This is a genomic window from Flavobacterium sp. SLB02 (assembly GCF_009664855.1).
GTDB lineage: Bacteria > Bacteroidota > Bacteroidia > Flavobacteriales > Flavobacteriaceae > Flavobacterium.
In genome coordinates this window covers 3,941,206-3,965,053 of sequence record NZ_CP045928.1, presented here as the reverse complement: position 1 = coordinate 3,965,053, position 23,848 = coordinate 3,941,206, and the positions used below count along the sequence as shown (strand labels likewise).

At 33.2% G+C, this 23,848-nt stretch carries 20 protein-coding genes; 13 read left to right on the top strand and 7 right to left on the bottom strand.

The annotated features are described in order from the left end of the window. Positions 1-149: 149 nt before the first annotated feature. The 13 genes from GIY83_RS14560 (at position 150) to GIY83_RS14500 (ending at position 11,571) form a co-directional block, all read left to right on the top strand. A complete protein-coding gene (locus GIY83_RS14560; RefSeq protein WP_208682080.1) occupies positions 150-992 on the top strand; it encodes a toxin-antitoxin system YwqK family antitoxin in 843 nt (280 codons plus the stop codon). Further along, positions 992-2,203 carry a hypothetical protein gene (locus GIY83_RS14555; protein WP_208682078.1) on the top strand — a complete coding sequence of 404 codons (1,212 nt, stop codon included), beginning with the start codon at positions 992-994 and terminating at the stop codon, positions 2,201-2,203. The genes GIY83_RS14560 and GIY83_RS14555 overlap by 1 nt, the downstream gene beginning before the upstream one ends. Next, positions 2,181-2,522 (top strand): hypothetical protein, encoded by a 342-nt coding sequence (locus GIY83_RS14550; RefSeq protein ID WP_229029111.1) that lies wholly within the window; start codon positions 2,181-2,183, stop codon positions 2,520-2,522. The genes GIY83_RS14555 and GIY83_RS14550 overlap by 23 nt, the downstream gene beginning before the upstream one ends. Beyond that, positions 2,503-3,003 carry a type II secretion system protein J gene (locus tag GIY83_RS14545; RefSeq protein ID WP_194617065.1) on the top strand — a complete coding sequence of 167 codons (501 nt, stop codon included), beginning with the start codon at positions 2,503-2,505 and terminating at the stop codon, positions 3,001-3,003. The genes GIY83_RS14550 and GIY83_RS14545 overlap by 20 nt, the downstream gene beginning before the upstream one ends. Next, the gene (locus GIY83_RS14540; RefSeq protein WP_208682076.1) at positions 3,000-4,121 is read left to right on the top strand and encodes a type II secretion system F family protein; all 1,122 of its coding nucleotides are present in this window, start codon (positions 3,000-3,002) and stop codon (positions 4,119-4,121) included. Before GIY83_RS14545 ends, GIY83_RS14540 begins: the two co-directional genes overlap by 4 nt. Before the next feature lie 72 nt (positions 4,122-4,193). After that, positions 4,194-4,628: a type IV pilin protein gene (locus GIY83_RS14535; RefSeq protein WP_194617063.1), complete on the top strand. Its 435-nt coding sequence runs from the start codon at positions 4,194-4,196 to the stop codon at positions 4,626-4,628. A gap of 1 nt (position 4,629) precedes the next feature. Then, the gene (locus GIY83_RS14530) at positions 4,630-5,112 is read left to right on the top strand and encodes a prepilin peptidase (RefSeq protein WP_208682074.1); all 483 of its coding nucleotides are present in this window, start codon (positions 4,630-4,632) and stop codon (positions 5,110-5,112) included. After that, a complete protein-coding gene (locus tag GIY83_RS14525) occupies positions 5,112-6,518 on the top strand; it encodes a GspE/PulE family protein (protein WP_208682072.1) in 1,407 nt (468 codons plus the stop codon). Before GIY83_RS14530 ends, GIY83_RS14525 begins: the two co-directional genes overlap by 1 nt. A gap of 4 nt (positions 6,519-6,522) precedes the next feature. Further along, positions 6,523-8,427, top strand: coding sequence for a type II secretion system protein GspD (locus GIY83_RS14520; RefSeq protein ID WP_208682071.1), 1,905 nt, complete (start codon positions 6,523-6,525; stop codon positions 8,425-8,427). A gap of 2 nt (positions 8,428-8,429) precedes the next feature. Then, positions 8,430-9,617, top strand: coding sequence for a hypothetical protein (locus GIY83_RS14515; protein WP_208682069.1), 1,188 nt, complete (start codon positions 8,430-8,432; stop codon positions 9,615-9,617). Then, the gene (locus GIY83_RS14510) at positions 9,610-10,134 is read left to right on the top strand and encodes a hypothetical protein (RefSeq protein WP_208682067.1); all 525 of its coding nucleotides are present in this window, start codon (positions 9,610-9,612) and stop codon (positions 10,132-10,134) included. Before GIY83_RS14515 ends, GIY83_RS14510 begins: the two co-directional genes overlap by 8 nt. After that, positions 10,118-11,071 (top strand): hypothetical protein, encoded by a 954-nt coding sequence (locus tag GIY83_RS14505; RefSeq protein WP_208682065.1) that lies wholly within the window; start codon positions 10,118-10,120, stop codon positions 11,069-11,071. The genes GIY83_RS14510 and GIY83_RS14505 overlap by 17 nt, the downstream gene beginning before the upstream one ends. A 2-nt stretch (positions 11,072-11,073) precedes the next feature. Then, the gene (locus tag GIY83_RS14500) at positions 11,074-11,571 is read left to right on the top strand and encodes a hypothetical protein (RefSeq protein WP_194617056.1); all 498 of its coding nucleotides are present in this window, start codon (positions 11,074-11,076) and stop codon (positions 11,569-11,571) included. A 304-nt stretch (positions 11,572-11,875) separates the two neighbouring features. Here GIY83_RS14500 and GIY83_RS14495 read toward each other — a convergent pair whose 3' ends face one another. The 7 genes from GIY83_RS14495 to GIY83_RS14465 all read right to left on the bottom strand — a co-directional run. Next, the gene (locus tag GIY83_RS14495; RefSeq protein WP_208682063.1) at positions 11,876-12,541 is read right to left on the bottom strand and encodes an aspartate/glutamate racemase family protein; all 666 of its coding nucleotides are present in this window, start codon (positions 12,539-12,541) and stop codon (positions 11,876-11,878) included. Further along, the gene (locus tag GIY83_RS14490) at positions 12,541-13,533 is read right to left on the bottom strand and encodes an L-histidine N(alpha)-methyltransferase (RefSeq protein ID WP_208682061.1); all 993 of its coding nucleotides are present in this window, start codon (positions 13,531-13,533) and stop codon (positions 12,541-12,543) included. Before GIY83_RS14490 ends, GIY83_RS14495 begins: the two co-directional genes overlap by 1 nt. A 71-nt stretch (positions 13,534-13,604) precedes the next feature. Continuing rightward, positions 13,605-15,068 carry a BCCT family transporter gene (locus GIY83_RS14485; protein ID WP_208682059.1) on the bottom strand — a complete coding sequence of 488 codons (1,464 nt, stop codon included), beginning with the start codon at positions 15,066-15,068 and terminating at the stop codon, positions 13,605-13,607. 11 nt (positions 15,069-15,079) lie between these two features. Beyond that, on the bottom strand, positions 15,080-16,441 hold the full coding sequence (locus GIY83_RS14480) for a mercuric reductase (protein ID WP_208682057.1): 1,362 nt from the start codon (positions 16,439-16,441) through the stop codon (positions 15,080-15,082). 39 nt (positions 16,442-16,480) lie between these two features. Next, entirely contained in the window at positions 16,481-17,620 is a 1,140-nt protein-coding gene (gene egtB / locus GIY83_RS14475; protein WP_208682055.1) for an ergothioneine biosynthesis protein EgtB, read from the bottom strand. A gap of 1,013 nt (positions 17,621-18,633) precedes the next feature. Further along, positions 18,634-21,450, bottom strand: coding sequence for a pitrilysin family protein (locus GIY83_RS14470; RefSeq protein ID WP_208682053.1), 2,817 nt, complete (start codon positions 21,448-21,450; stop codon positions 18,634-18,636). Positions 21,451-21,585: 135 nt separating this feature from the next. Then, positions 21,586-23,848, bottom strand: a 2,263-nt coding sequence (locus tag GIY83_RS14465; protein ID WP_208682051.1) for a S9 family peptidase, incomplete at its 5' end; no start/stop codon positions are given.

Genomic DNA, 23,848 nt, shown 5'->3' with positions numbered 1-23,848 from the left:
TGTGGAAAACCGTAAAACAATTTGAAAAATATAAAATAGTTTTGTCCCCAAAGATGACCTGTTTATGAAAAGTATTGTAGTAGGAGAGTAAAAACATCTATTTTAATATTAAAGTATATTGCTCACATTTAAAAATTAAAGCCGCCCCCTTGAAAACATATACTATACCACGTTTTACAGCTATCATTTTAGCTTTCATTCTATTTTCTTTCGCAGATCCTTATTCTATTAAGCGAATTTCTGACAAAGATTACAGATATGAATTTTATACTACTAGCAAAAAAGTTACCGCTAAGAAGAACAAAACTTATTATTGGTTCAAAGGAGGACTTATACATGAAGCACAAGGTGGAATTGCAGGGGATCTACTCCACGACAAGTTTATTAAAATGTATCACAATAATCAACTGGCAGAACAAGGCGAATTTAAAAATGGACTTCGCGTTGGACAATGGAAGACCTGGCATCAAAGTGGTGTTTTAGCCTCTACAACAGAGTATAGCAAGGGTTTGCGTTGTGGGAAATATTTCAGATATAACGAAAGTGGAAACTTAGTCGAAAACGGGAAATTCAGTTCTGATCTAAAAACAGGAAAATGGACCGATACGCAGAGCAAAGATATTACTATTTACAGAAAAGGTATAATTGTTAAGCAAAAAGAAGCGTTCACAAAATCTGAAAAATACAGAATCAAGCACGAAAACACCAAATTGGAAAATGCACAGGATGCTCAAAAAGAGCTCGAAGCAACTTCTGACGCTTTTAAACTTGCCAACTATAAAGCAAAAGCAAAAGAGGAAAAAGAGATTGCCAACGTAAAAGCTAAAAAAGAAAAAGAAGCAAAAATTGCATCAGATAAAACTGAAAGAGCAGCAAGAAAAGAAGCCAGAAAAAAAGCGAAAGAAAATGCTAAAAATGAACCTAAAAAAGATTCAAAAATAGAAAGGTTCTTTAAAAACATTTTCAAAAAGAAGGATAAAGCAACAAAATAATGGTTAAAGCTCATAGTTTGTTGTACGCCATCTATGTCTGCTTAATTGTCTCTATAATTTGTGGAGCACTGTTGTATTTTTCAAACTTATACAATCAGCTTAATTTATATTATAACTTGCAGGAAGAACTTTACATTCAGAATCAATCGGTTTTAAACTTTGCCTTAGGCAATAAAACGGCTCCTGTGGAAATTGAGAAAGATGTAAATTCAGGCATCCAAGGCAGTTACCAAACTAAATCCTACGGATTGCTTTCTTTGGTTTTGGCTCAGTCTTATATTTCAAACGATACGGTCTCTTCGGTACATTTTGTTGGGACCAGAAATATAGATAAAAATGCTGTTTATTTGACTAAATTTTCAAAGTCATTGTCCTATTCGGGCGAAGTAAGACTTGTTGGAAACAATCAATTGCCTAGCACTTTTATTGAAACTTCTTATATCAACAACAGTTTAAACAAACTTGTTACTGAAGGAAAAATTTCTCTTTCAGAGCCAAAATTGCCAGAAATAAATCCCGATTTCAAAAAAATATTTTTCGGTATCAAATCTGAAACGGTAAAACTTACCGATATAGAAAGAACAAAGGATTCGTTGTATTACAATTCCTTTTTTAATATTACAAAAGTGATTCAGGTAAAATCAACCCTGGGCAATATAATATTCAAAGGCAACTTTATTTTACGATCAGAAGACTCTATTCGTGTCAAAAAAAATACGGTTCTCGAAGATGTCATTTTAATTGCTCCAAAAATAACTCTTGAAGAAGGTTTTAAAGGAACTGTTCAGCTATTTGCTACCAAAGGAATCGAACTTGAGCAAAAAGTAACACTTAATTATCCATCGGTATTATGTGTTTATAATGAAAGTCCCGACCAATCTAAAATAAAAATAAAAAAAGAATGCCATATTACCGGGGCCGTCGTTTTATTTGGAAACAACGATACTGAGATTGATAAAAACACAATCGAGATTGATGAGAAAGGTTTGCTTTTTGGCGATTTGTATTGTTCGGGAAAACTCATGCTCAAAAGCAATGTTTACGGCTCTGTTTACACCAACCGTTTTTTTCTGAAAACAGCTTCGTCCAGTTATGAAAACATAATTAGTGATATCGAAATTAATACAGAGAAACGTCCTGCTTATTTTATTTCAATTCCATTATTTAACACTCAAAAAACAACCTATAGTGTTATTAAAAAAGTATTGTAATCTGGCAGCCAATTCTATATTAGAATCTGTTATTGCATTGACGATAATTTCGGTTTGTCTGTATTTTGCTCTTATGATTTTTGCATCGGTTTACACGCCAAAAACATCGGCCAAATTTTATGGCACCCAAAATAAGGTTAACGAACTTTTTTATTTATCCCAATTAAAAAGTGATTCAATAGCCAACGAAGGGGAAGATGATAATCTATTGATAGAAGAAGAATCTGTAAATGATAATCTGAAAAAAATTTCAGTACAATATAAAGACAGTACACAATTTAAATTCGAAAAAAGTTTCTATGTTCAAAATTCGAAATAACACAAAATCAATTCCTGCTTTTTCTATTATTGAAGCCGTTGTTGGTATGGCAATAACAGCTATTATCATGGGGGTTTTGTTTGTTATTTTCTCAATTATTACAGGAAGAATGCTCGATTTTAAAAACCAAAATCAATTGGTTAACGATTTGAACAGATTAACCTATAGTTTAAACAAAGATATTTTTGAGAAAGAAAAAATGACGGTTCTGGAAAGTGAAATTTCCTTTAAAGGATATACAGGCCAAAGGGTTTCTTATCAATTCTCAGAGGATTATATTTTAAGAAACAGCGAAACCTTTATCGATACTTTTAGAATTAAATTGCACAAAATGATTGTAGATACTGTCAAAAGCAAATCACAAGAGTTTGTTTTTCAGAAAGTAAAATTAAATATAGAATCAAACGAGAAGGAACTTGATTTACACTTTTACAAAAGAGTTTATCCAAATGAATTATTAGAAAAACTAAAAACAGAATGAGTTTTGATTTAGCTACATATAAAGCGCCACAGGCTGAGAAAAAGGATTTCAGGATGGAAACCAGTTCTTTGCAGTTCTCTAAAAAACTTTCTGATAAGAAAAAGGAAATTTTTTACAGAGAACTGGGTATGTTATTAAGATCTGGTGTTGATTTTAAAAAAGCACTTGAAATTTTGGGCAATCAGTCTGCCAATAAGTTTGAAAAAGAGCTAATTCTTGAAATTAAAGAAAAGGTAGTTGAAGGAAGAAGTATTTATGAATCAATGCGCGAAACCAATCAATTCTCTGCTTATGAATATTACAGCATTCAAATTGGTGAGGAAACACGAAAATTAGAAGAAGTTTTAGGCGAATTACAAAAGTATTTCAACCGAAAAATTCAGATGAAAAGGCAAATTATATCCGTGATGACCTATCCTAGCATTGTCATGTTGGTCACGATTTTGGTTTTGTATTTCATGTTAAACAAAGTAGTTCCGATGTTTAGTTCTGTTTTTAAACAATTTGGAAGCGAATTACCAAAAAGCACCCAGATTATCTTAAAAATATCGAATCATTCCGGGATGATATTTTCAGTTGTAATCGGGATCATAATTGCTTTAATTACCACTCATATGCTGTTAAAGGAAAAAGATAGCTATAGGTCGTTGACAACAAAAATGATTTTAAAAATTCCATATTTCGGAAACTTGATTCGCAAAATATACATTTCTCGTTTTTGCCAGGCAATGAATTTATTGATAACATCACGAACAACCTTGATAAATTCATTATCTCTAACAGCAAAAATGATCAGCTTTTACCCTATAGAAATTGCCATCAATCAAATTAAAGAAGACATAACAAGGGGAGCGTCTTTACATGAAAGTTTAAAAAAGCATTCTGTTTTCGAAAACAAAATGGTTTCTATGGTAGAAGTTGCAGAACAAGTCAACCAACTTGAATTAATGTTTGAAAGACTTACCGAGCAATATAATGAGGAAATTAGTCACCAAACAAAGATGATTGGTGTCATTTTAGAACCTATGATTATTATTGTAATTGGTGCTATTGTGGGAGTAATTATGGTCTCTATGTATGCGCCAATGTTCGATTTAAGTAAAATTATAAATAAATAAATAAATAAACGCCATTATTATTCAGATTATATAAGCGTCAATTGATTAACACATTTTAACAAAGAAAAGCAGATGTTAAAGAAGATTAAAAAATACCACAAATTAAACCAACAACTTAAAGTTAAAGCTTATTCTTTAACAGAAATTTTAATTGTACTATGCATTATTGGCATATTGCTTTTGATGGTTTTACCAAATCAAACCTCTGTCATTGGTCAGGCAAAAGCTATCGAGGCTCAAGCCATGCTAAATCAAGTTTATGGTCTTGAAAAAAGTTATTTCTACAGACATTCAAAATATTCAGGCAGTTTGGAAGAAATTGGTTTTGAGCAGGAAAAAACGGTTGAAGAAGGTGGTCAGGCGGTTTACAAAATCGAAATTTTAGAAGCATCAAATGATTCTTTTTCTGCAAGAGCGACCGCCACATCTGACTTAGATAGCGATGGAAGTTTTAATACATGGGAAATAGACAGTAAAAAAATATTAACAGAAGTAACAAAAGAATAAGTTGAAAATAGCCCCAGCCGTCTTATTGCTTTGTTTAGCAGTTGTTTTTATTCAGGATTGGAGATTCCGAAAAATACATGTGGCATTACCACTTGTCATTTTTGCAGTTTCGCTCTTTATAATTACAATTGAAAAATACAATTTATTAGAAATCGTACTCTTTAATACAGGTTTCTTTTTGATTACACTTGGTATCTTGACTATTTATATGAGTTTGAAATCCAAAAAATTTCTTAACCCTTTTCAGCATTATTTTGGATTGGGTGATCTATTGTATTATCTTGCTATTACTCCGCTATTTTTATTAAAAAACTATATTTTATTTTTCATTCTGTCTCTTCTGTTTGCTATTGTTCTGCAATTTTCATTAAAGAAATTCATTAAAGAAGAAACTGTTCCATTAGCTGGATTTTCGGCCTTGTTCTTATTTATTATAATACTGAAAGACAGCTTTTTTGTTTTTCAAAAAATAACTTTATTATAATGGCGCAAGATATAGTAATCCTTCCTGAAGTACAGCACGTCGTTTCTAATGATCTTGCAAATCAATATCGAATATTACCCAAATCTATTTCTGAAAACACTTTAGAACTATATGTCGACAATTCCAATAGCAATGAAGATTCGAAAGAGGAATTAGAGCTTTTTTTAGGAAAAAATATCCTTTTCTATCCTATTGACGCCTACGAAATTGAAAAGGCTTTGTCTATTTATTATCGAAAAGAGCGTCCTTTAGCCTCTAATAAATCTCTGAATGTTGACAAAGGTGATTTCCTGGAGAACCTATTGACTGAAGCCAAATCCCTAAAATGCAGTGACATTCATTTTGAGGTTTACGAAAATTCTTCTAGAATTAGGTTTAGAATTGATGGCCAATTAATTGAACGCTATAAAATAGAGCGTGATAATTATCTTGAATTGGTCAATAAAGTTAAGATTAAAGCTAAATTGAATATTACTGAGAAAAGACTGCCGCAAGACGGACGTATAACTAATGAATCTTTTGATATCAGGGTTTCGATTCTGCCAACACTATTTGGAGAAAAAATAGTAATGCGTTTGTTAGGTCAGGATGCCTCAAACATAGATTTAAGCACCTTAGGTTTGCAAAAAGAAGAGCTTGAAAGTTATCTTGAGGCGGTAAAAAAACCAAACGGAATTATATTAATAAGTGGTCCAACGGGTTCGGGTAAAACGACAACGCTATACGCCACATTAAGATTATTAAACGACAGTCGAAGAAATATTGTAACAGTCGAAGACCCGATTGAATATACTCTAAAAGGTATAAATCAAGTCCAACTTAAGGAAGATATTGGACTAACATTTTCTTCAGCACTAAAATCATTTTTACGTCAGGATCCTGATGTTATTATGCTGGGAGAGATTCGTGATTCTGAAACTGCCTTAATGGCAATTCGTGCTTCTCTAACAGGGCATTTAGTTTTATCAACCATACATACAAATTCAGCAATAGGCACTATTTCGAGATTAATTGACATGGGGGTTCCTTCGTATCTAATTGCCGAAACTTTAAATTTATCGGTTGCACAAAGATTAGTTCGAAAACTTTGTACAAACTGTAAAAAAGAGACTGTAAATAATCCGAAAGATTTTCCGCTGAATTTTAAATTCCCTTTTGAAATCTCCTCCTATTATAAACCTGTGGGATGTAATAAATGCTTTCATACCGGATATAAAGGAAGAACAGCAATTTATGAAATCTTAAATATAGATCACTCTATTGCAGAATCTATTAAAAATAATACAATTAGAAAACTGTACAATAATGAGAGTAACTATAAATCACTGCCTGAAAAGGCATTTGAAATTTTAGCCCAAGGAGAAACCTCTCTAGAAGAAATATATTCAATTTTAATAAACATATAAATAAATGCTAAAACAGATAGTTTTCGCACTAGCTGCGTTATTTTTTTCAAATATTATTTTCGCTCAGCAAGACATTGTCGAACTGGGGCGAAAGTTTGACGAGTTTGCAATACAAAAGAAAGGTTTAAATGAAACTATTAAAATAGATGTTTCCGGGCTAACACTTCATGATTTTATTGCATCAATAGCCGAGGAGCATCAGTTAAACATAGATGTTGATACTGAATTGAATCAACCGGTAGCCAATAACTTTTTTGATGTAACTGTAAAAGATGTTTTTATACATCTGACTCAAAAATACGATCTTGATGTCTCATTTATGAGTAATATTATCGTTTTCAAAAAAAGAAAAGTCATAGCTATAGTTGAAAAAAAACAACCTAAAATCATCGATGTAACGTACAATTCGCAAAATGATTTCCTCTCTGTAAGACTAGAAAATGATACCTTATCTGCAGTTGCAAAAGCAATTATTGATAAGTCAGGAAAGAATTTAGTTTTAGCACAAGATGTAAAAAACATAAAAATATCTTCTTATATCTTAAATCGTCCGTTTGATCAGGTAATTGAAATGATGGCAAAATCAAATGATTTAAGCGCTACAAAAGACGATAACGATGTTTATTTCCTGCAAAAAAACACTACTCAAAATGTAAATGCTTTAGCCATTGGTCCTAAAGCTAAACAAGCAAGAGTAAGCCTTGGAGTTCCCGGATTTTATGAAGTAAATGTAAATAAACAAGGTTTTTTGCAAGTAAACGCCTATATCGCAGATGCATCAGATTTATTGACCGAAGCTGCAGAAAAACTTCATATCAATTACTTTTTATACAACAAACCTGAAAACGAAAAAACAACACTCTCTGCTGACAGTATTACTTTTGATGAGCTTTTGGCAAACATATTTAAAGGAAAAAAATATACCTACAAAAAGCAGGATAACTTCTACTTAATTGGTGAAGAAGCTACTGAGGGATTAAGAGTTACAGAAATGATCCAATTAGAAAACAGATCTATTGAGTCTGTTATCAATACGCTACCAAAGGTTTTTTCTGAAAAATTAGAAATAAAAGAATTTATAGAATTAAATGGATTAATTGTTTCCGGATCAAGATCTATTCTGGAGGAGTTAAAAATTTACATCAAGCAAATTGATAAAGTTGTACCTATGGTACAAATAGAGGTTATTATTGTGCAATACAATAAGTCTTATGATATACAAACCGGAATGAAAGCAGGATTAGACAAACTAAATTCTGTCAAAACAACTGGTGTTTTGTTTCCTAATTCTGATGTAACTCTCAATGGCTCTTCAGTGAATAGCTTGATAAATGCTTTTAATGGTTTTGGTCTTTTTAAACTCGGAAAAGTAACCGAATCTTTTTACCTCAACCTTAAACTTCTGGAAAACAACTCAGTGTTAAAAATTGAATCTACGCCAAAAATAGCAACTATAAGTGGACATGAGGCCAAATTATCTATTGGAGAAACCAGTTATTATTTCGAGCAAAATAACCGATTAATCAATAACAGTATTGGTAACGACATTTTGAATTCCGGAACCTGGAAATCTACAGATGCCAATTTAAGTGTATCGATAAAGCCTTATGTTTCTACAGATGAAAATGTAACATTGACTATTGCTGTAGAAAAAAGTTCTTTCCTTGCCAGAGTTGGTGAAGATGCGCCTCCGGGAAAAGCTACTCAAAAATTTGAATCTCTGGTAAGGGTGAAAAATGGCGAAATGATATTACTGGGCGGCCTTGATGAATTGAAAAAAGAAAACTCAGGAACAGGAACTCCGTTAATCTCCAGAATACCTATTATTAAATGGTTTTTTAGCAGTAGAAAAAAAGCAAAAAGTGATTCTAAACTTCACATTTTTATTAAACCAACCGTTATTTATTAAGGATGTTTGCCACTCTATCAAAATTCGTAAAAATTAACGACTTAAATGTTGTTGGAGTAATCAAAAAAGAAGATTACGAAATCTATAATTTGCTTACTATTAAAAAGAAAGCAAATAAGGTTTCTATTGTTTCTAAACAAACTTTTGAAAACTTTGAAGCATTAACAAAAGTAGCAGACAGAAAACTTCCTCTTTTGATAGTTGTAGAAGGAAAAGGAGTTTTAAATAAAGAAATTGATTTTGAAAATGAAACAGATGTAAATTGGCAAAAAAACATCGATTACAATGCCATTTATTATACAGATATAAAAGGTGCAAAATCAAATTTCATGAGTTTTTGCAGAAAAAATATTGTCGAGCAAACCATTACACAGTTTCAAAAAAAAGGCTTTCAGATTATCGACGTTTATATTGGTTCATTTTTAGCAGCTTTATTAAACAATGCCTTAAAAAAAGAAAATCTACTTTCGACTGATTTAAAATTAGAGTTTGAAAATGAAAAACTAATTGGCTTTTCTAAACAAAATGAAAATGCAACAGCAGTCAATTATCAAATTGGAGAAGAAAATATTTCGAACATTTTTTTACCTTTATATGGGGCCATTATTCACTTTTTTGTAAAACAGAGAGAAGTTTCAAAAACTATAAATGATAGTTTAAATAATGAAGAATTAATTTATAAAAAAGCTTTTAATATTCTTGGAATTACCATTCTATGCGGTTTTCTTGGTTCATTGTTAATCAGCTATTTTTTAATTCAATATTACGGTACCAAGAATTCTGAACTAAATCTTCAAACTGTTTTTTCTAATCAGTCCTATCAACTCATATTGGATTTAGAAGCTGAGAAAGAAAAAAAACTTGGAGTTTTAAAAGAATCGGGAGTTTTGTCCTCTAAATTTCTTTCTTTTTATAGTTATGAAATTATCCGAACAATTCCAGGTGGTGTTTCTTTAAACGAATTAAACGTTGTCCCTTTAAAAGAAGAATACAAAGAGAATAAGAAAGCTTTATTTAATAGTGATACAATCATTATTAAAGGCGAAACATTTCAGGAATCAGCATTTAATTTTTGGTTGGAGAATTTAAAGAAGATGAATTGGCTGCAACGATTTGAAATCATTAGTTTGAAAAAGGATAAAAAAAATAAATCAATATTTGAAATTAAAATAATTATTAAAAATGTTTGAAAACTATTCCTATAAACAAAAATTTTATGCCTTGATAATACTCTTTTTTATGCTTTCGGCAACAGCATACAAAAGATCATTTCATACCTTATTTGAAGTTATTTCAGAATATAAAATGCTATCAAAAAAAGCCGATGATATTAACAAAAAATCTAAAAGTACAGGAACATTAACCAATGACATAGCATACTTAGATAAAATTATAGGCAAAGAAGGTGTTACAAAAGAAATGGTACAGCAAGGCATTGTAAGTTTTGCATCAACAAATTCAAAGAACATATCTATAAGTGATTTAAAACCCATACATGATTTCCCTGAAGATGATTATCATATTATTACAAATCAGCTGGATGTTACCGGAAATGCGAATCAACTATTAGAACTGGCATATAATTTTGAGAAAAAATTTGATTTTTCACGAATGGTAAGTCAAAATTTTTACACCACAAAAAAGAACAATAAATCTGAAGTTTTACATTTAAAAATGATTTTCCAAAACTATGAAAACAATAAATAAAATTATATTAATAAGCCTTGCAATATTAACTTATTCATGTGAAGATATTCTTGAAGAAGATATTACTAATGATATTGTACAAATCATTTCCCCGGCAAAAGATACTAAAATTGAAAGCAACGTAGTAAGTTTTAAATGGAACAGCTTAAAAGGTGCAGATAAATACCGTATTCAGGTTTTTACAACTGATCAGGTGTTATTATTGGATTCATTAACTACAAAAGCAAATTTAACTCTTCCCCTTAATGCAGGAAATTATCTCTGGCGTGTACGTGCAGAAAACTATGCTTATCAATCTACCTACTCCTTCCCTTCTAGTTTTTCGACCACTATTCCCGATGATTTAACTAATCAACAAGTTATATTATCCAGTCCTGATAATGATAAATTTGTAAATTTTATTAATGTAACCCTAAATTGGATACCTCTCAATAAAGCAACAAGTTATAGCGTAAAAGTTGTTAAAACATCAACCGGAGAAGAAGTTTTTTCGAAAAACGATTTAACAGACAATTCTGTAATGCTCGACAAGCCGACATTGGAAGATGGAAATTATGAATGGAGAATAAAAGCCAAAAACACAGATAGTGAAACAAAACAATATTCGGCCAGAAAATTCAATATTGACACTACCTCACCAAATCAGCCCAAAAACACGCTTCCGGCAGACAATTCTACTCAATTAGTTAATACGGCAGTAACATATACGTGGAGTATTCCAGCAGATGTTGGACTGGCAAAATCTCCAATTTCTTACGTAGTCGAATTTGCTAGCGATGTTACTTTTAATTCTATTGTTGACACAATTAACAGCAATACAACAACACTACAATATACATCTACAACTAAAGGAGTATATTACTGGAGAGTTAGAGCTATTGATGGAGCTGGAAATATTGGAACTAATAGCACAGGATATAAGTTTACAGTAAATTAATAATGGCAAAAAAAAAGATCAATATAATTCTAATTATTGTAGTTTTAGGCCTATGGGGAACCGTAGGTTTTAAGACTATTAATGGCTACTTTGGCCAAAATACTGTTATTGCAAATACTGAAATACAGACAAAGAATTTGTCTCTTAAAAGAATTGATAAAGATACATTTGCATTAGAAAAAATAAATCGAGATCCGTTTTTAAATAAACAATTTCAGCAACAAGCAGCACGGGTAAAATTGGTTTCCTATCATAACCCGGTAAAAAAAGTGCCTGCAATAGTACCAAAAAAACCAATTACAAACCTTAACTGGCCTACATTAAAATATTTTGGATATTTAAAATCTAAAGATCAGGAATTGGTCTTGCTAAAAATAGATTCAAAACTGCATAAACTCAAATTAAATGATCCTGTAGATGGTTTGGTAGTAAGACGAAAATTCAAAGATTCTATCGAGGTGTCTTTTAACTCACAAAACAGAATAATTCATTTGAGGTAGGTTGCTTAGAGCTAAATTATATCTTAATTTTTTCGAACAGTTTTAAGTATATACTGTGCATGAGAGTTTGAAAAATAAATTTTAAAAAAACAAAAAGCTTCAGAGAAATCTAAAGCTTTTTACGTTTTTCGTTTTTTATAATCTTCATTTAATTAGAACGATGCTGCAGTCCTGGATTAGAAGATGGGCCAACCAACTTTATTATTCCCAAAACCAGATTAGATTTTTCGATTCCTAAAGAAAAAACAAAAACCATACATATCTGCCTTCGTGACGATCCCAAATCTAATAAATATTTGCTGAGCTACTCTATATTTTTAACAGCGGTTTCTATTTGAATCCGGGACATATCAAAAACGTTAACACCGAGAGTATCCCACGCTACTGATAATTCTGTACAGGCCAATACCACAGCATAATTTGTACTGTATTTTTTGATGACATTGGCAAACTCTTTTAAGAGTTCTTCACTTTCTGTTTCCCAGTAAATATGTTTACGAACGCCCTCTATTATCAGGCGTTCTTCTGCATCGGGAAGTACAACTGCAATGCATTGCTTATTAAATGCGGCTTTTAAATAATTCGATTCCATTGTATGCAATGAACCCATTAAAACGATCTCATTGAAACCATCTTCCTTAAGTTTGGCTATGGTGAGGTGCACCGGATGAATAATCTTTGGTATTATACTTAGTTTATCAATAGTTTCATGCAAAGTAATATTGGGAATTAGAATAGCATCTACCTGTAAAGGCTGTAATTCTGCTAAATAATTATCAACAAGCACTGTAAGCTTCTTTGAGGGTTGAGGGAGCAAATTATTAAGCACATCAAAATTGGCATTCCATAATTTAAAAGGACAAGTACTGTATCCGGATTTCTTATTATGATAAAGACGGTTGAGTTCCTTAATATAAAAAAGAGTAGAACGGCTTCCTAATCCCAGTATACCTAACGATTGTATTTTCATTATAAATGCTCTAAAACATAATTGGCAAAATACTCTTTACGATCCGTAATTCGCTCTTTGATAACAAAGGCTGTCTTTTTTAGAATTTTATCCAATATTTTATCATTGTATTTTCTTGAAATTTCAGTCAAAATTTTCTCTCCTTTACCAAAATGAAATATCTTATTGAGCTTTTTTATAAATACATCCTGCTCTTTGGTACTTACTAAAAAACTAGTAGCAATACCTTGTTTTTCATCGTATTCAGGTTGGTGTTTAAAATTTTCTATTTGAAAATCAGCATCCAGTTCCCGGTTGATTCGTTCAAGCAAGTTTAGATTAAAAGAAGCCGTGACACCTTTGCTGTCATTATAGGCAGGCAAAACAATAGCTGCTGGTTTTATTAAATCTACCCCTAAAAAAAACTTGTCACCAAAATTTAAATTTTCACTCAGATTAGCAATAAAATCTTCGGCCACCTCATCGGGCATATTGCCAATATTGGATCCTAAAAACAGGATTACTTTTGGATGTTGATTCTCTTTTAATGATTCTAAAACCTCAAAATAATCCCCTTGTTTGGTTTTTACACCAATATGAGGCATTTGTTCATTGAGATCTTTTTGCAGCTTTTCTAAAGCATTTTGCGAAATATCTACCGGAATGTAGTCAAACTGGTAATTTTCACGCGAGAGTTCCCCTAGCAGCTCTTTGGTTTTCATGCCATCACCTGCCCCAAGTTCTATCAGTTCAAAATAAGTGTCCTGATTTAATTGTAATGCTTTAATTATCGAAGCGCTTTTATCTTTAAATATTTCATGCTCTGAACGCGTGATATAATATTCAGGTAGATGCATAATTTCGACAAAAAGAGCATCTCCTTTTTTATCATAAAAAAACTTTGAAGGCAAGCTCTTCAAAGACTCGTTTAATCCCTGATTCACTTCTTTTTTAAATTGCTCTACTGTGCTTTTTGGGGATTCTTTTTTATTTAAAACCACTGTCTCTTTCATAATATAAGGCTATTGGTTATTTATTTTAAGTTATCTTAAAAATACAACACAAAACGATGCGTGATGTTATACTATTTTCGAAAAATGTTCTCTTTAAAGAATGCTACTATACAATAAAGATACAAAAAGCTAAAAGGTAAAGCCATAATAATTAACAAATTACTAACCCCATTTAGCAGTTCACTGGTGCCAAGGGCAGTAAGTCCTAATGCAGTGGCAGTAATGATAATACCCCAACCAAGCTTATGTTTTTTAGATGGATTTTCATTGCCCTTGTCACTAAACATCCCTAATACAAAAATGGCTGAATCCACTGAATTAATAATGGAAATAGCAACTAGAAGACCTGCAACCAAAAAGGTGATTTGGTGAAATGGAAGATGTTCTAAAAAAACAAATAAAGAACTAAAAAGGTTATCAAACTCTGTAGTATTCCCCTTGTCTATAATCTCAAAAGCAGAATTAGCAAATATCGAAAACCAGATGATGGTGGCCAAAGTGGGTACTAAAATGGTAGCCATCAAAAATTCTTTTATTGTTCTTCCTTTGGAAATACGGGCAATAAAAATCCCGGTAAAAGGAACCCATGCCAGCCAGAATGCCCAGTAGAAAACCGTCCAATCCTGGGTAAAGGTTCCTTTGGTTCTGTAAGCTCCTGTAGCCAGACTCATTTCAAAAAAATGAATCACATACTGATAAAAAGCCGTAAAAGTCTGGGTGAGGTAAAGATTGAAATTAAGAAACAAAGCCACAAAAAGCATTAAAACAATGGAAAAAACAAAATCAAAATCAGCCAAAAATTTAATCATTTTTGTAATTCCTGTCAAAGCAGAATAAGTAGCGATGCATCCCATTACAAAAACACTCATCAATAAAAAAGAGGTTCCAATATCTGTCTTAAAAGTATAATTGAGTCCGCCTATTAATTGTGCTGTACCCAATCCTAATGAAGCAATTACCCCTGTAATGGTGATCAGTACAATGAAAAGAATGGCGCTAAATTTCAGTACATTATTCTTAATATCAGGAACTATGGCATGCAATAAATTAGGTGCTTTTTTGATGTAAAGATTGTATGCAACCAGTAAAGCAAACAGACTGTACATGGCCCAGGGGGTAAAACCCCAATGGAAAAAGGTATATTGAAGTGCGGTTTCTTTAGCATTAATAGTGAGAACCGGGCTATTATTGAAATAATAAACTGGCTCCTGCACCGCGCGAAGCAATAAACCAGAACCCATTCCGGTACTGTACAATAAGGCAATCCAACTAAAATAGGAATATGCTGGTTTTTCTGATCCCAATCTTTTATTTCGAATGGGTAAAAACAGCAACAATAAAGAAGCGAGCACTATAAGGAGTCCCAATCCCAAATAATAAGTACTAAAAACCCCTAGTAATTGTTTGTTGATCTGACTCAATACAGATAACAAAGTAGCCGGCGCCAAGATTCCGCTTATAAAGAATACAGCGCCAAAAATCATCCCGTACAGAAGTAGATTGTTGGCCCGAAAATGACTGGATAATTTTAACATTAAAATACTTCTTATTTAGCAATGGGTTTTAAATCTTCCAGCATCGTTGGGATAAGTTCGCTCACCGTGGGATGAATATGCACCGAATCCCTTAAAACGGTATAAGGCTTTTTGGCATACATTAAATTGGTAATCCCATTTATGATTTCATCGCCGCCAACGCCAAAGACACAAGCTCCTAAAAAAAGATTGGTTTTAGCATCGATTACAGCTTCCATAAAACCCAGGGTTTCTGCTTTTTCTTTAGCGCGATTTACTTTGGTCATTGGGCGATACCCTACCAAAATTTCATATCCTTTTTCCAGGGCTTCTTTTTTTGTCATTCCAATTCTGCCCAGAGGCGGATCTATAAATAATCCGTAAGTGGTGATTCTCTCGCTAATTTTTCGCTTTTTTTTCTTTAAAAGAAAACTCTTCACAATTTGAAAATCATTGTAGGCCGTATGTGTAAAAGCGCCTTGACCGTTACAATCTCCAATGGCAAAAACACCCTGAACATTTGTCTGACAGTAATTGTTGACTTTTATATACTTTTTATCATCCAATTTAATAGTGGTATTCTCCAATTGCAGCGTATCGGTATTAGGAGCCCGACCAATGGCTAATAACAAATGCGTCCCATTTATTTCCGCAGTATCTGTCTTAAGGATAATACTCTGTTTTTTATTTTCTTTTACACTAATGTCTTTGGCATTAAAAACAAGATCGACACCTTCTGCCTTCATGATTTGAGCTACCACATCAGTTACGGTCTGATCTTCTCTGTTGATCAATTCTTTATTACGTTCAATGATGGTGACTTCACTGCCAAACCTTCTGAAGATCTGAGCAAATTCCAAACCAATATAACTTCCTCCTATGATGATCAAATGTTTAGGAATCTCTGTAATTTCCAGAATGTTTTCATTGGTATAAAAAGGAACCTGCTGATATTCTTCAGGCACTACTGCCCTTGCCCCTACATTGATAAATATTTTTTTGGCAGTCAGGATTGTATCTGCAACTTTTACCTGATAGTTGCTCAAAAAATGAGCTTCACCATGATATAAGGTAATTTTTTCATCTCTGTTAATCGCTTTCTCGATATTGGAACGGGATTCATTGACCAACTCATCTTTACGCGCTTTAATTTTTTTGAGGTTGGCTTTTGTTCCTTTAGGAATTTCAACACCTAAATCATCACCATGAAAAGCATCCCAGACTCTTCGGGCACTGGCGACATACGCTTTGGTGGGGATACAACCATTATTGACGCATGTTCCTCCTAAAAAACTCTTTTCAATAATGGCAACGGTTCCTTCTTTTGATAGGCTAAAGGCCAAAGGAATACCTGCCTGTCCGCTTCCGATGATAATATAATCAAACTTTTTCATAGTATTTTTGTTTTTTAAAACTGAGCTGATTTCAAAAAATCACCTCACCAATCGTACACCGGAAAACTGCCAACGCATTGAGGCATGAAAAAAATTACGGTAGGTCTTTCGGCTATGGTGCTCGGGCGTTGCTATTGAAGCTCCTCTTAAAACCATTTGATTGACCATAAATTTTCCGTTATATTCTCCAAGTGCACCGGGCGCTTTATTAAAATTGGGATAAGCCAGATAAGCACTGTTGGTCCATTCCCAAGCTTTTCCCCAGCAGAATTGGCTGCTGGCTATTTCCCATTCAAATTCTGTGGGCAATCGCATTTCTTTCCATTGGGCATAAGCAAAAGCTTCGTAATAATTCAGGTGCATGACAGGTAAATCTGCTTCGATTTTCTGCAAGCCATTTAGATGATATACATACCATTGATTTTCTATTTTATGCCAGTACAATGGCCCTTGAACTTCATTTTGGTTGACCCATGCCCAACCTTCATCATGCCAGTAATTAAAGTTGCTGTAACCGCCCTCTTCTATAAACTCCAGGTATTCCCCATTGGTTACCAATGCATTTGAAATTTCAAAATCAGCCAAATACACTTTATGTCTTCCTAGTTCATTATCAAAACAGAAAGAAGATCCTGCATGTCCAATTTCATATACCCCCGCTTCAATTTTTATAAAACCAGTCTCTTTCTGTTCTGCAAGAGGTAAAAAATGATTACCATAGTAAGGAAAAGTGGCCTGTGTTCCCAATAGGTATTTTATATCGTATACTAAGAGTTCCTGATGCTGTTCTTCGTGATTGATTCCGATCTCAATAATATCAAGTATTTCCCGGTTCAAATCGTTTTTCATAAACAGTTCAACGGCAGCAGTAACAGAATTCCTGTAAGCGTAAACAGCCTCTACAGATGGTCTTGTCATAAATCCTCTGGCGGGACGCTGCACCCTTTTTCCAACTGTATTGTAATAACTATTAAATAAATAAGAGAAATCAGGATGGTAAACTCTATAATCAGGGTTGTATTTGGTGAGTAGAAACTCTTCCCAAAACCAGGTAGTATGGGCCAAATGCCACTTTGGCGGCGAAGCAAAATCGCTGGGTTGTACCGAATAATCCTCTACAAGTAAGGGAGTGCAAATTTGTTCTGTTTTTTGTCTGACTTTTAAGAAACGTGCTATCATACTAATAAATTACTGCTGTTTGTGAGTTGTATTATACTCTAAGTTAGTAATTTAAAAAAAAGAATAATTAATTTTAAATAAAAAATAGTATTAATTTAATAATTCTAGTCTAGAATTTGGTCTCTTGTTTTTGGATTAAGGCTTAATTATAAAGACGTTACATTAGAAATATGAAATTAATTGAATTAATACATACAGTATTTAATCCTTAAAAAAACTGGAAAATTTAATTAGTGTGCCAGGATAGATACCGAGTCTGAAGCATTATTAGTCTATATGAAGAAGGATTTATACATGAGAGCCGATATCCGAATTTTTGAAGTTGAGCAAAACACAAGATGAATTACTCTTTGAAAAAGATGGTATTAAATATATCCAACTATTTCCCATTGAATATATTGAGAACTTAATTGAGTTTGATTTGAATATGAAAAATAAAGGATTTTCTCAAACACAAATCGCCGAAAGACTTTTAGAATATAGAAAACATGATCTATAACAAATAATCATAATTGATATTTAGAAAAGTTACTGGAAAAGCAATCAATAGGTAATGAAATTAATTTTCTTTAAAGCATCTTCAAAACACCTCCAGAATTGTCCCCTTAGGCTTACAGGGTTAAAAGTGAAAGCCTGAGAAATCAATATTTTTCAGGCTTTTTGTGGTTCAATAAATTTGGTTTGCATTTTATCAAAAAATTTAAGCCCCTGTATTTTCAAGAAAAAAAATCATTCGAGTCTTCTCATTGAGGCAAAATATTTAACAACTCATTTAAACTATTAAAAAAACTCAAGTCCAAAAGTAAATCTTCAAAACTGAAACTAAAATTAACCCACTTTTACTACAACATATCGTTATTTTAGAAAAATGCCTGATCTTGAACACTACCGGTTTTTTAAAAGAGCTGTCGGCAAACAGCTCTTTTTAGTCTTTACTAAAAGCTTACTAATTCAAAAATTCATAAAAGACTATTAAAATTAATCTTAAGAATTGCCGTTCTTATACATCATACTTACTTAAAAGCAGGCTCACTTGTCTTTGCCTGCATCAAGACCTGGACTTTATCTGCTTGCCGAAGTACTTGACTTGCATATTTTTTAATATCTTTTATCGAAATATTTTTAATCAGTGTCTCATATTGAGAGCTGCTTAGGAATTTATCGCTAGTTTTTAACTGCTCTACAATAGTACTGATCCAATATGAATTGGACCTGATATTTTGCTGATTGCTTTTGATCAAATCTTCTTTAATGTCTGATAAATCTTTATCTGAAACATCATTTTTTGCAATACTGTCCAGTTCCTTATATACAATGTCAAGCAATTTGTCGTCTTTTTCAGGATTACAGTCAAAGCTTATACGAAGGGAGAAAACCGCAGATGGATCTCTAGATAATGAACTCTGGGTTTGTACACCATAACTTCCGCCCTGGTCTTCTCTGATTTTTTCTAAATAACGTTTGTCTAATAATTGGGAAAGCATATAGGCCATAATTTGGTTTTTCTCTGAAAACACTACATTTCTATTTTCCAGATGTACATAAATACTGGTTTTAGCAATACTCATCTCTCTGATCAGTTTTTCTTTAGAAAATCCTTTTGCCATTGCTGTTTTATGGTCTATGAACTTTTCCTGAGTTTTATTTCCTGCAAGATTCCCCAGATATTTATTGATTAGGTCAAGGTCATTCTCAGCAATATTTCCAACAAAAACAAAAGTAAAATCAGAAGCGTTTGAAATACGCTCTTTGTATATTTTACAGGCAAGCTCAAAGTTTAGTTCTCCAAGGTTTTCTTTGCTTAAAAGAAAAGTTCTTTTACTGTGGTTAGTGTCTAACAAAGCAATTGTATCTCCAAAGATTTTGCTGTTATCTTGATTTATATTTTCAAGTGTATTGCCATAATAATCGATGATTCGCTTGTAGGCCTGACTCTCGAATCTTGGATTTTTAAAATATAAATACGTCAGTTCCAAGAGTGTTTCTAAATCCTTTTTAACGGCACTTCCGCTAAAACCTTCGTAATGTTCACCAATAAAAGGACTTACCTTTACGGTCTTTCCTGAAAGTTGTTTTTGTAAATCGGTAACTTTAAAATCTCCTAATCCGGAGTTTTTGGCTAAAACTGCTGCAATTTGTGAGGATGCAAGATCTTCTTGTGGCAATAAAGAAATTCCTCCCGGGCTAAAGGCTGAAAAAAGAATCTGATCCTGTGCTAAAGTGGTTGGATAGATAATTACCCTGGCTCCATTATCTAAAGTATATCCTTTGGCTTCTTTGATTCCTTTAATTTCAAATCTCTTAACAATTGGTTTAACGGTAAGTTTATCTGCGACCAAAGCAGCATTTGCAACTGTCTCGCTATAAGGTGCTAACTTTTGCTCTTTTACTTTTTTAATTACCGCAGTATAATCTGTCTCACTTGGATAGGTAAGATTTTCTTTTTCTGGTCCTGAAACGGTTAAAACCTGATTTTTTTCTGTTGGAAGGGCGCGAAAGACTTTATTGATTCCATTTAGGTCTATTTTAGCTAAAGTTGCTTTTACCAACTCCACCTCGTCTTCTAAACTCATTACAGGAGAAGCCTCTAAAAAGTAATTCTGCAATTGCGAAGCCCAGTTTTCATTACTGATCTTATCTTTGTTTTTTAGCTGATTTTCATAACCCGTGCGCATATTTTCTTTTACACGATCGAGTTCTTCTTTGGTAAAACCATTTTGAATTGCTCGCTCATATTCTGTGTACGCCTGCTCAAAGGCTTCTAGCAATCGTGCGTTTTTAGGATTAAGCGTTAAGGTAAAAAAAGAGGTCAAACGCGTTAAACTCGAATGACTTACTCCCACTGAGAGTAAAGCCGTTTCGTTGTTTAATGTATATTCTCTAAAACGATTGTTGAGCATTTGTAAGGCCAATTGTTCTGCAATACTATTTTCAAAGGCTGCAAGATCCTGAATTACTGGTTTATTCTTTTTAAAGTTTAATGAAATGGATGTTCTCTGCGCTTCTTTGTCCAAGGCCAGTTTATACAACAATTTATCGTTATCAGCAATTACTTCATAAGTACGCTCTACAGCGTTGGCAGGCATTGGAATTGAACCCATTATTTTCTTAACCTGCTGTTCTATTTTGGCAGGATCAATGTCTCCAACAACAATTACGGCCTGATGGTTTGGCAGATACCATTTTTTATAGTAATCCCGTAACTGCTTGTATTTGAAATTTCGGATAAGATCCATATCTCCCAAAACATCTCTTTTTGCGTATTTTGACCCGTTGTAAATGACCGGTTCTAACTGCGATCCAATTCTTAAATCGGCGTTTCTTCTGGTACGCCACTCTTCTTGAATCACGCCTCTTTCGGCATCAATTTCGGCATCTTTTAAAGATAAAAAACCAGACCAATCGTGCAAAACATATAAACATGAATCCAATAAAGCGGGATTCTTAACCGGTACATTGCTTAAATTGTAAACCGTTTCATCATGGGCTGTATATGCATTAATATCACGACCAAAGGTTACACCATGTTTGGCCAACATATCAATTATTGCTTTTCCTTTAAAATGCTCTGTTCCGTTAAAAGCCATATGTTCTAAAAAGTGCGCCAGACCATTTTGATTCTCGTCCTCTAAAATGGCCCCTACATTCTGAACAAAGTAAAAATCTGCTCTGTCTTTGGGCCATTGGTTATGTAGAATAAAATATTGCATTCCATTACTCAAAGTGCCATGAACTACATCTTTTCGCAAGGGGATTGTTGTTTTAAATTGTGCTGATACCTGAGTTAAACCCAGAATCATAAAATGCACTAAAACTATTTTTACTTTCATCTTATTGATTTCTAATGTTTTTTTGATTGATTTTTCTTAAATTTAGTATAAGAAATTCCTGCTGTGTATTTGAAGGCTTGATTAAGAAACCTTCAAATAACAGGCTTTAGGATTATACTAATATATAGGCTTGTACTACATCCAGTTGGGTTTATCCGAACCTTTTAAATAATAATCAAAATACTGTTGCATTTTGATTGTCCAGTCTTTTTTATTTGCAGCATCCTCTAGAGTATGTCCTTCTTTTTTATAGTTGACCAATAAGGCTGTTTTTCCTAAACGACGAAGTGCAAAAAATAAGGATTGCCCTTCCTGATAAGGCACTGCACGATCATTATCATTATGAAAAATAAGTACAGGAGTTTTAATATTCTTAGCGGCAAAAATCGTGGAGTTTTCAATATATCCCTGCAAATTATCATATAGAGAACTTCCCATACGGTATTGATCAGCTTCGTACTTGAACATGGTGGAAATCCCATTGGATCGCATAACGGGATAATTGGCCGTAAAATTACTTACTCCAGAACCTACAATTGCACAATTGAAAAGATCTGATTTAGTAAGTAAAAATGAGGTTTGGTAACCGCCAAAACTATGTCCCTGAATGCCAATTTTTCCTTTTTCGGTCATGCCTTGTGCAATTAGATATTCAACACCGCTAATTACATCATTATACACACTGTTTCCCGGATCTCCATACCTGTAATGTACATCTGGCTGAAAAACAATATAGCCCTGGCTCACTAAAGTTGGAATATTGATGTTTGATGTACTAACCTCAGGGGCTTGATACACATTGAAATCTTGGGTATGTTTTTCGTAAAAATGAACAATAACAGGGTATGTTTTTTTGCTTTGGTAATTCTCCGGAAGATAGACATTACCTTGGTTTTCTTTTCCGCTGAAGCTTTTCCAGGTCAATACTCTTGCAGTTCCCCAGGCATATGTTTTTTGCTGTGGATTGAGATCGGTAACTTTTTGCTGAGATCCAAAACTAGCTGTTCCCCACCATAAATCCGGAAAAATAGTATAGCTTTCTTTTGTAAAAAGTACCGTTGAATTATCTGCTGAAACAGTCTCAATCTTTACATTATAATCAGGATTTGCAAATACCTTTGTTATAGAATTCTTATTGGTTAATTGGTAAACTCCTTTAGATTTATGCACAGTATCAAAACCTACTAAAGTAATTGACTCTCTATGGTCTAAATCCCCTATAAAGCCATTTTCGTTATAACGAAGTTCTATATTGTTTTTTCTTCCAAAACCCTCAGTGATACAATAGGCCTTTTTTTGATTGGTAAGATCAATTGCCCACAAATCATACTGATCGTAAAGCACAACTGTATTGCCGTTATTTAACCAGCCTGCCAGACCAAAGGCAGTATTGGCAGATGCCATATCTACATTCTGATCAAAAACAGGGAAAGGAATCTGTGAACTTATGTTTTTAAACTGCATTGTCTCACTGTCAAAAACCATCCAGCATTTTTGTTTCTCATCATAAAGAACAGCAAAAGTTCCCTGTGGATTAGAGGATGGGCTACCAAAAACTCCTGTTAGTACTTTTCTCGCTTGTCCTGTTGAAGCATCAATCCAATAAAGATCACTACGTTCGTTAAAAGTCCAGTCTACTTCTATTGTGTATGGTTTTTTATCAAGGGCAAATACACCTTTGAAGTTCCCTGATTCCGGGATAATTACCTGATCAAATTGGCCAACTGAAGCCACTTTAACCACTTTGTTGTTTTTGATATCATACAGAAACTTTGGTTCGCTTGGAAGTGTTTTTGAATTTCGCAGCATTTCTTGTCTGCGCTCCATACTTCCCTGGTTGGATCTCCAAATTTCAATATTTGATCTGGCAATCTGAGTATTTTCCTGCCCCTTATGAGAATTCACTACCAATGCAATGAAAGTACTCTCTTGATTTAGTCCATAAGCTGTTTTTGAAATTGAAAAGTCAGGATCCTTTAAGAGAACATCATCATAATTGAACACTGGCTTTGTTGATTTATTAGTCAGATTAAAATAATAGACCATATTGAAATCGGTACTATTGGTTCCCTTTAGGGTAAAAGTACCGCCGTTTTGTTTTTCATTTAATTGAAAATCACCAAAATCAGTTGCTCTGGCGCTGTAGAGAGTTTCCTCTTTACCCCCTGGAATTCCGTATTTTAAATATGCTCTGTCTTTTTCAATTTGTACATATACAATGGCCTGGTTCTTTAAAAACCGGGATGATTTTATGTTATTTACAAAAACGCTGTCCTGGCTCTCTAAATTGTAAAAAACCAAACGCTGAAGAAAAAAATCTCCTTTAAGGGTTTCTGGACGTGAATAATACAGAAAATCTGTTCCCTGAAGAGCATTGGTGTAATGCTTGGTTTTCCAG

Excerpts from the sequence above, each read along its gene's own strand:
- GIY83_RS14555 (WP_208682078.1), top strand. The coding sequence starts at position 992 with ATGGTTAAAGCTCATAGTTTGTTGTACGCCATCTATGTCTGCTTAATT.
- GIY83_RS14520 (WP_208682071.1), top strand. The coding sequence starts at position 6,523 with ATGCTAAAACAGATAGTTTTCGCACTAGCTGCGTTATTTTTTTCAAAT.
- GIY83_RS14480 (WP_208682057.1), bottom strand. The coding sequence starts at position 16,441 with ATGAAAAAGTTTGATTATATTATCATCGGAAGCGGACAGGCAGGTATT.
- egtB (WP_208682055.1), bottom strand. The coding sequence starts at position 17,620 with ATGATAGCACGTTTCTTAAAAGTCAGACAAAAAACAGAACAAATTTGC.
- GIY83_RS14540 (WP_208682076.1), top strand. The coding sequence starts at position 3,000 with ATGAGTTTTGATTTAGCTACATATAAAGCGCCACAGGCTGAGAAAAAG.
- GIY83_RS14500 (WP_194617056.1), top strand. The coding sequence starts at position 11,074 with ATGGCAAAAAAAAAGATCAATATAATTCTAATTATTGTAGTTTTAGGC.
- GIY83_RS14545 (WP_194617065.1), top strand. The coding sequence starts at position 2,503 with ATGTTCAAAATTCGAAATAACACAAAATCAATTCCTGCTTTTTCTATT.
- GIY83_RS14495 (WP_208682063.1), bottom strand. The coding sequence starts at position 12,541 with ATGAAAATACAATCGTTAGGTATACTGGGATTAGGAAGCCGTTCTACT.
- GIY83_RS14470 (WP_208682053.1), bottom strand. The coding sequence starts at position 21,450 with ATGAAAGTAAAAATAGTTTTAGTGCATTTTATGATTCTGGGTTTAACT.
- GIY83_RS14485 (WP_208682059.1), bottom strand. The coding sequence starts at position 15,068 with ATGTTAAAATTATCCAGTCATTTTCGGGCCAACAATCTACTTCTGTAC.
- GIY83_RS14535 (WP_194617063.1), top strand. The coding sequence starts at position 4,194 with ATGTTAAAGAAGATTAAAAAATACCACAAATTAAACCAACAACTTAAA.
- GIY83_RS14490 (WP_208682061.1), bottom strand. The coding sequence starts at position 13,533 with ATGAAAGAGACAGTGGTTTTAAATAAAAAAGAATCCCCAAAAAGCACA.
- GIY83_RS14515 (WP_208682069.1), top strand. The coding sequence starts at position 8,430 with ATGTTTGCCACTCTATCAAAATTCGTAAAAATTAACGACTTAAATGTT.
- GIY83_RS14505 (WP_208682065.1), top strand. The coding sequence starts at position 10,118 with ATGAAAACAATAAATAAAATTATATTAATAAGCCTTGCAATATTAACT.
- GIY83_RS14510 (WP_208682067.1), top strand. The coding sequence starts at position 9,610 with ATGTTTGAAAACTATTCCTATAAACAAAAATTTTATGCCTTGATAATA.
- GIY83_RS14525 (WP_208682072.1), top strand. The coding sequence starts at position 5,112 with ATGGCGCAAGATATAGTAATCCTTCCTGAAGTACAGCACGTCGTTTCT.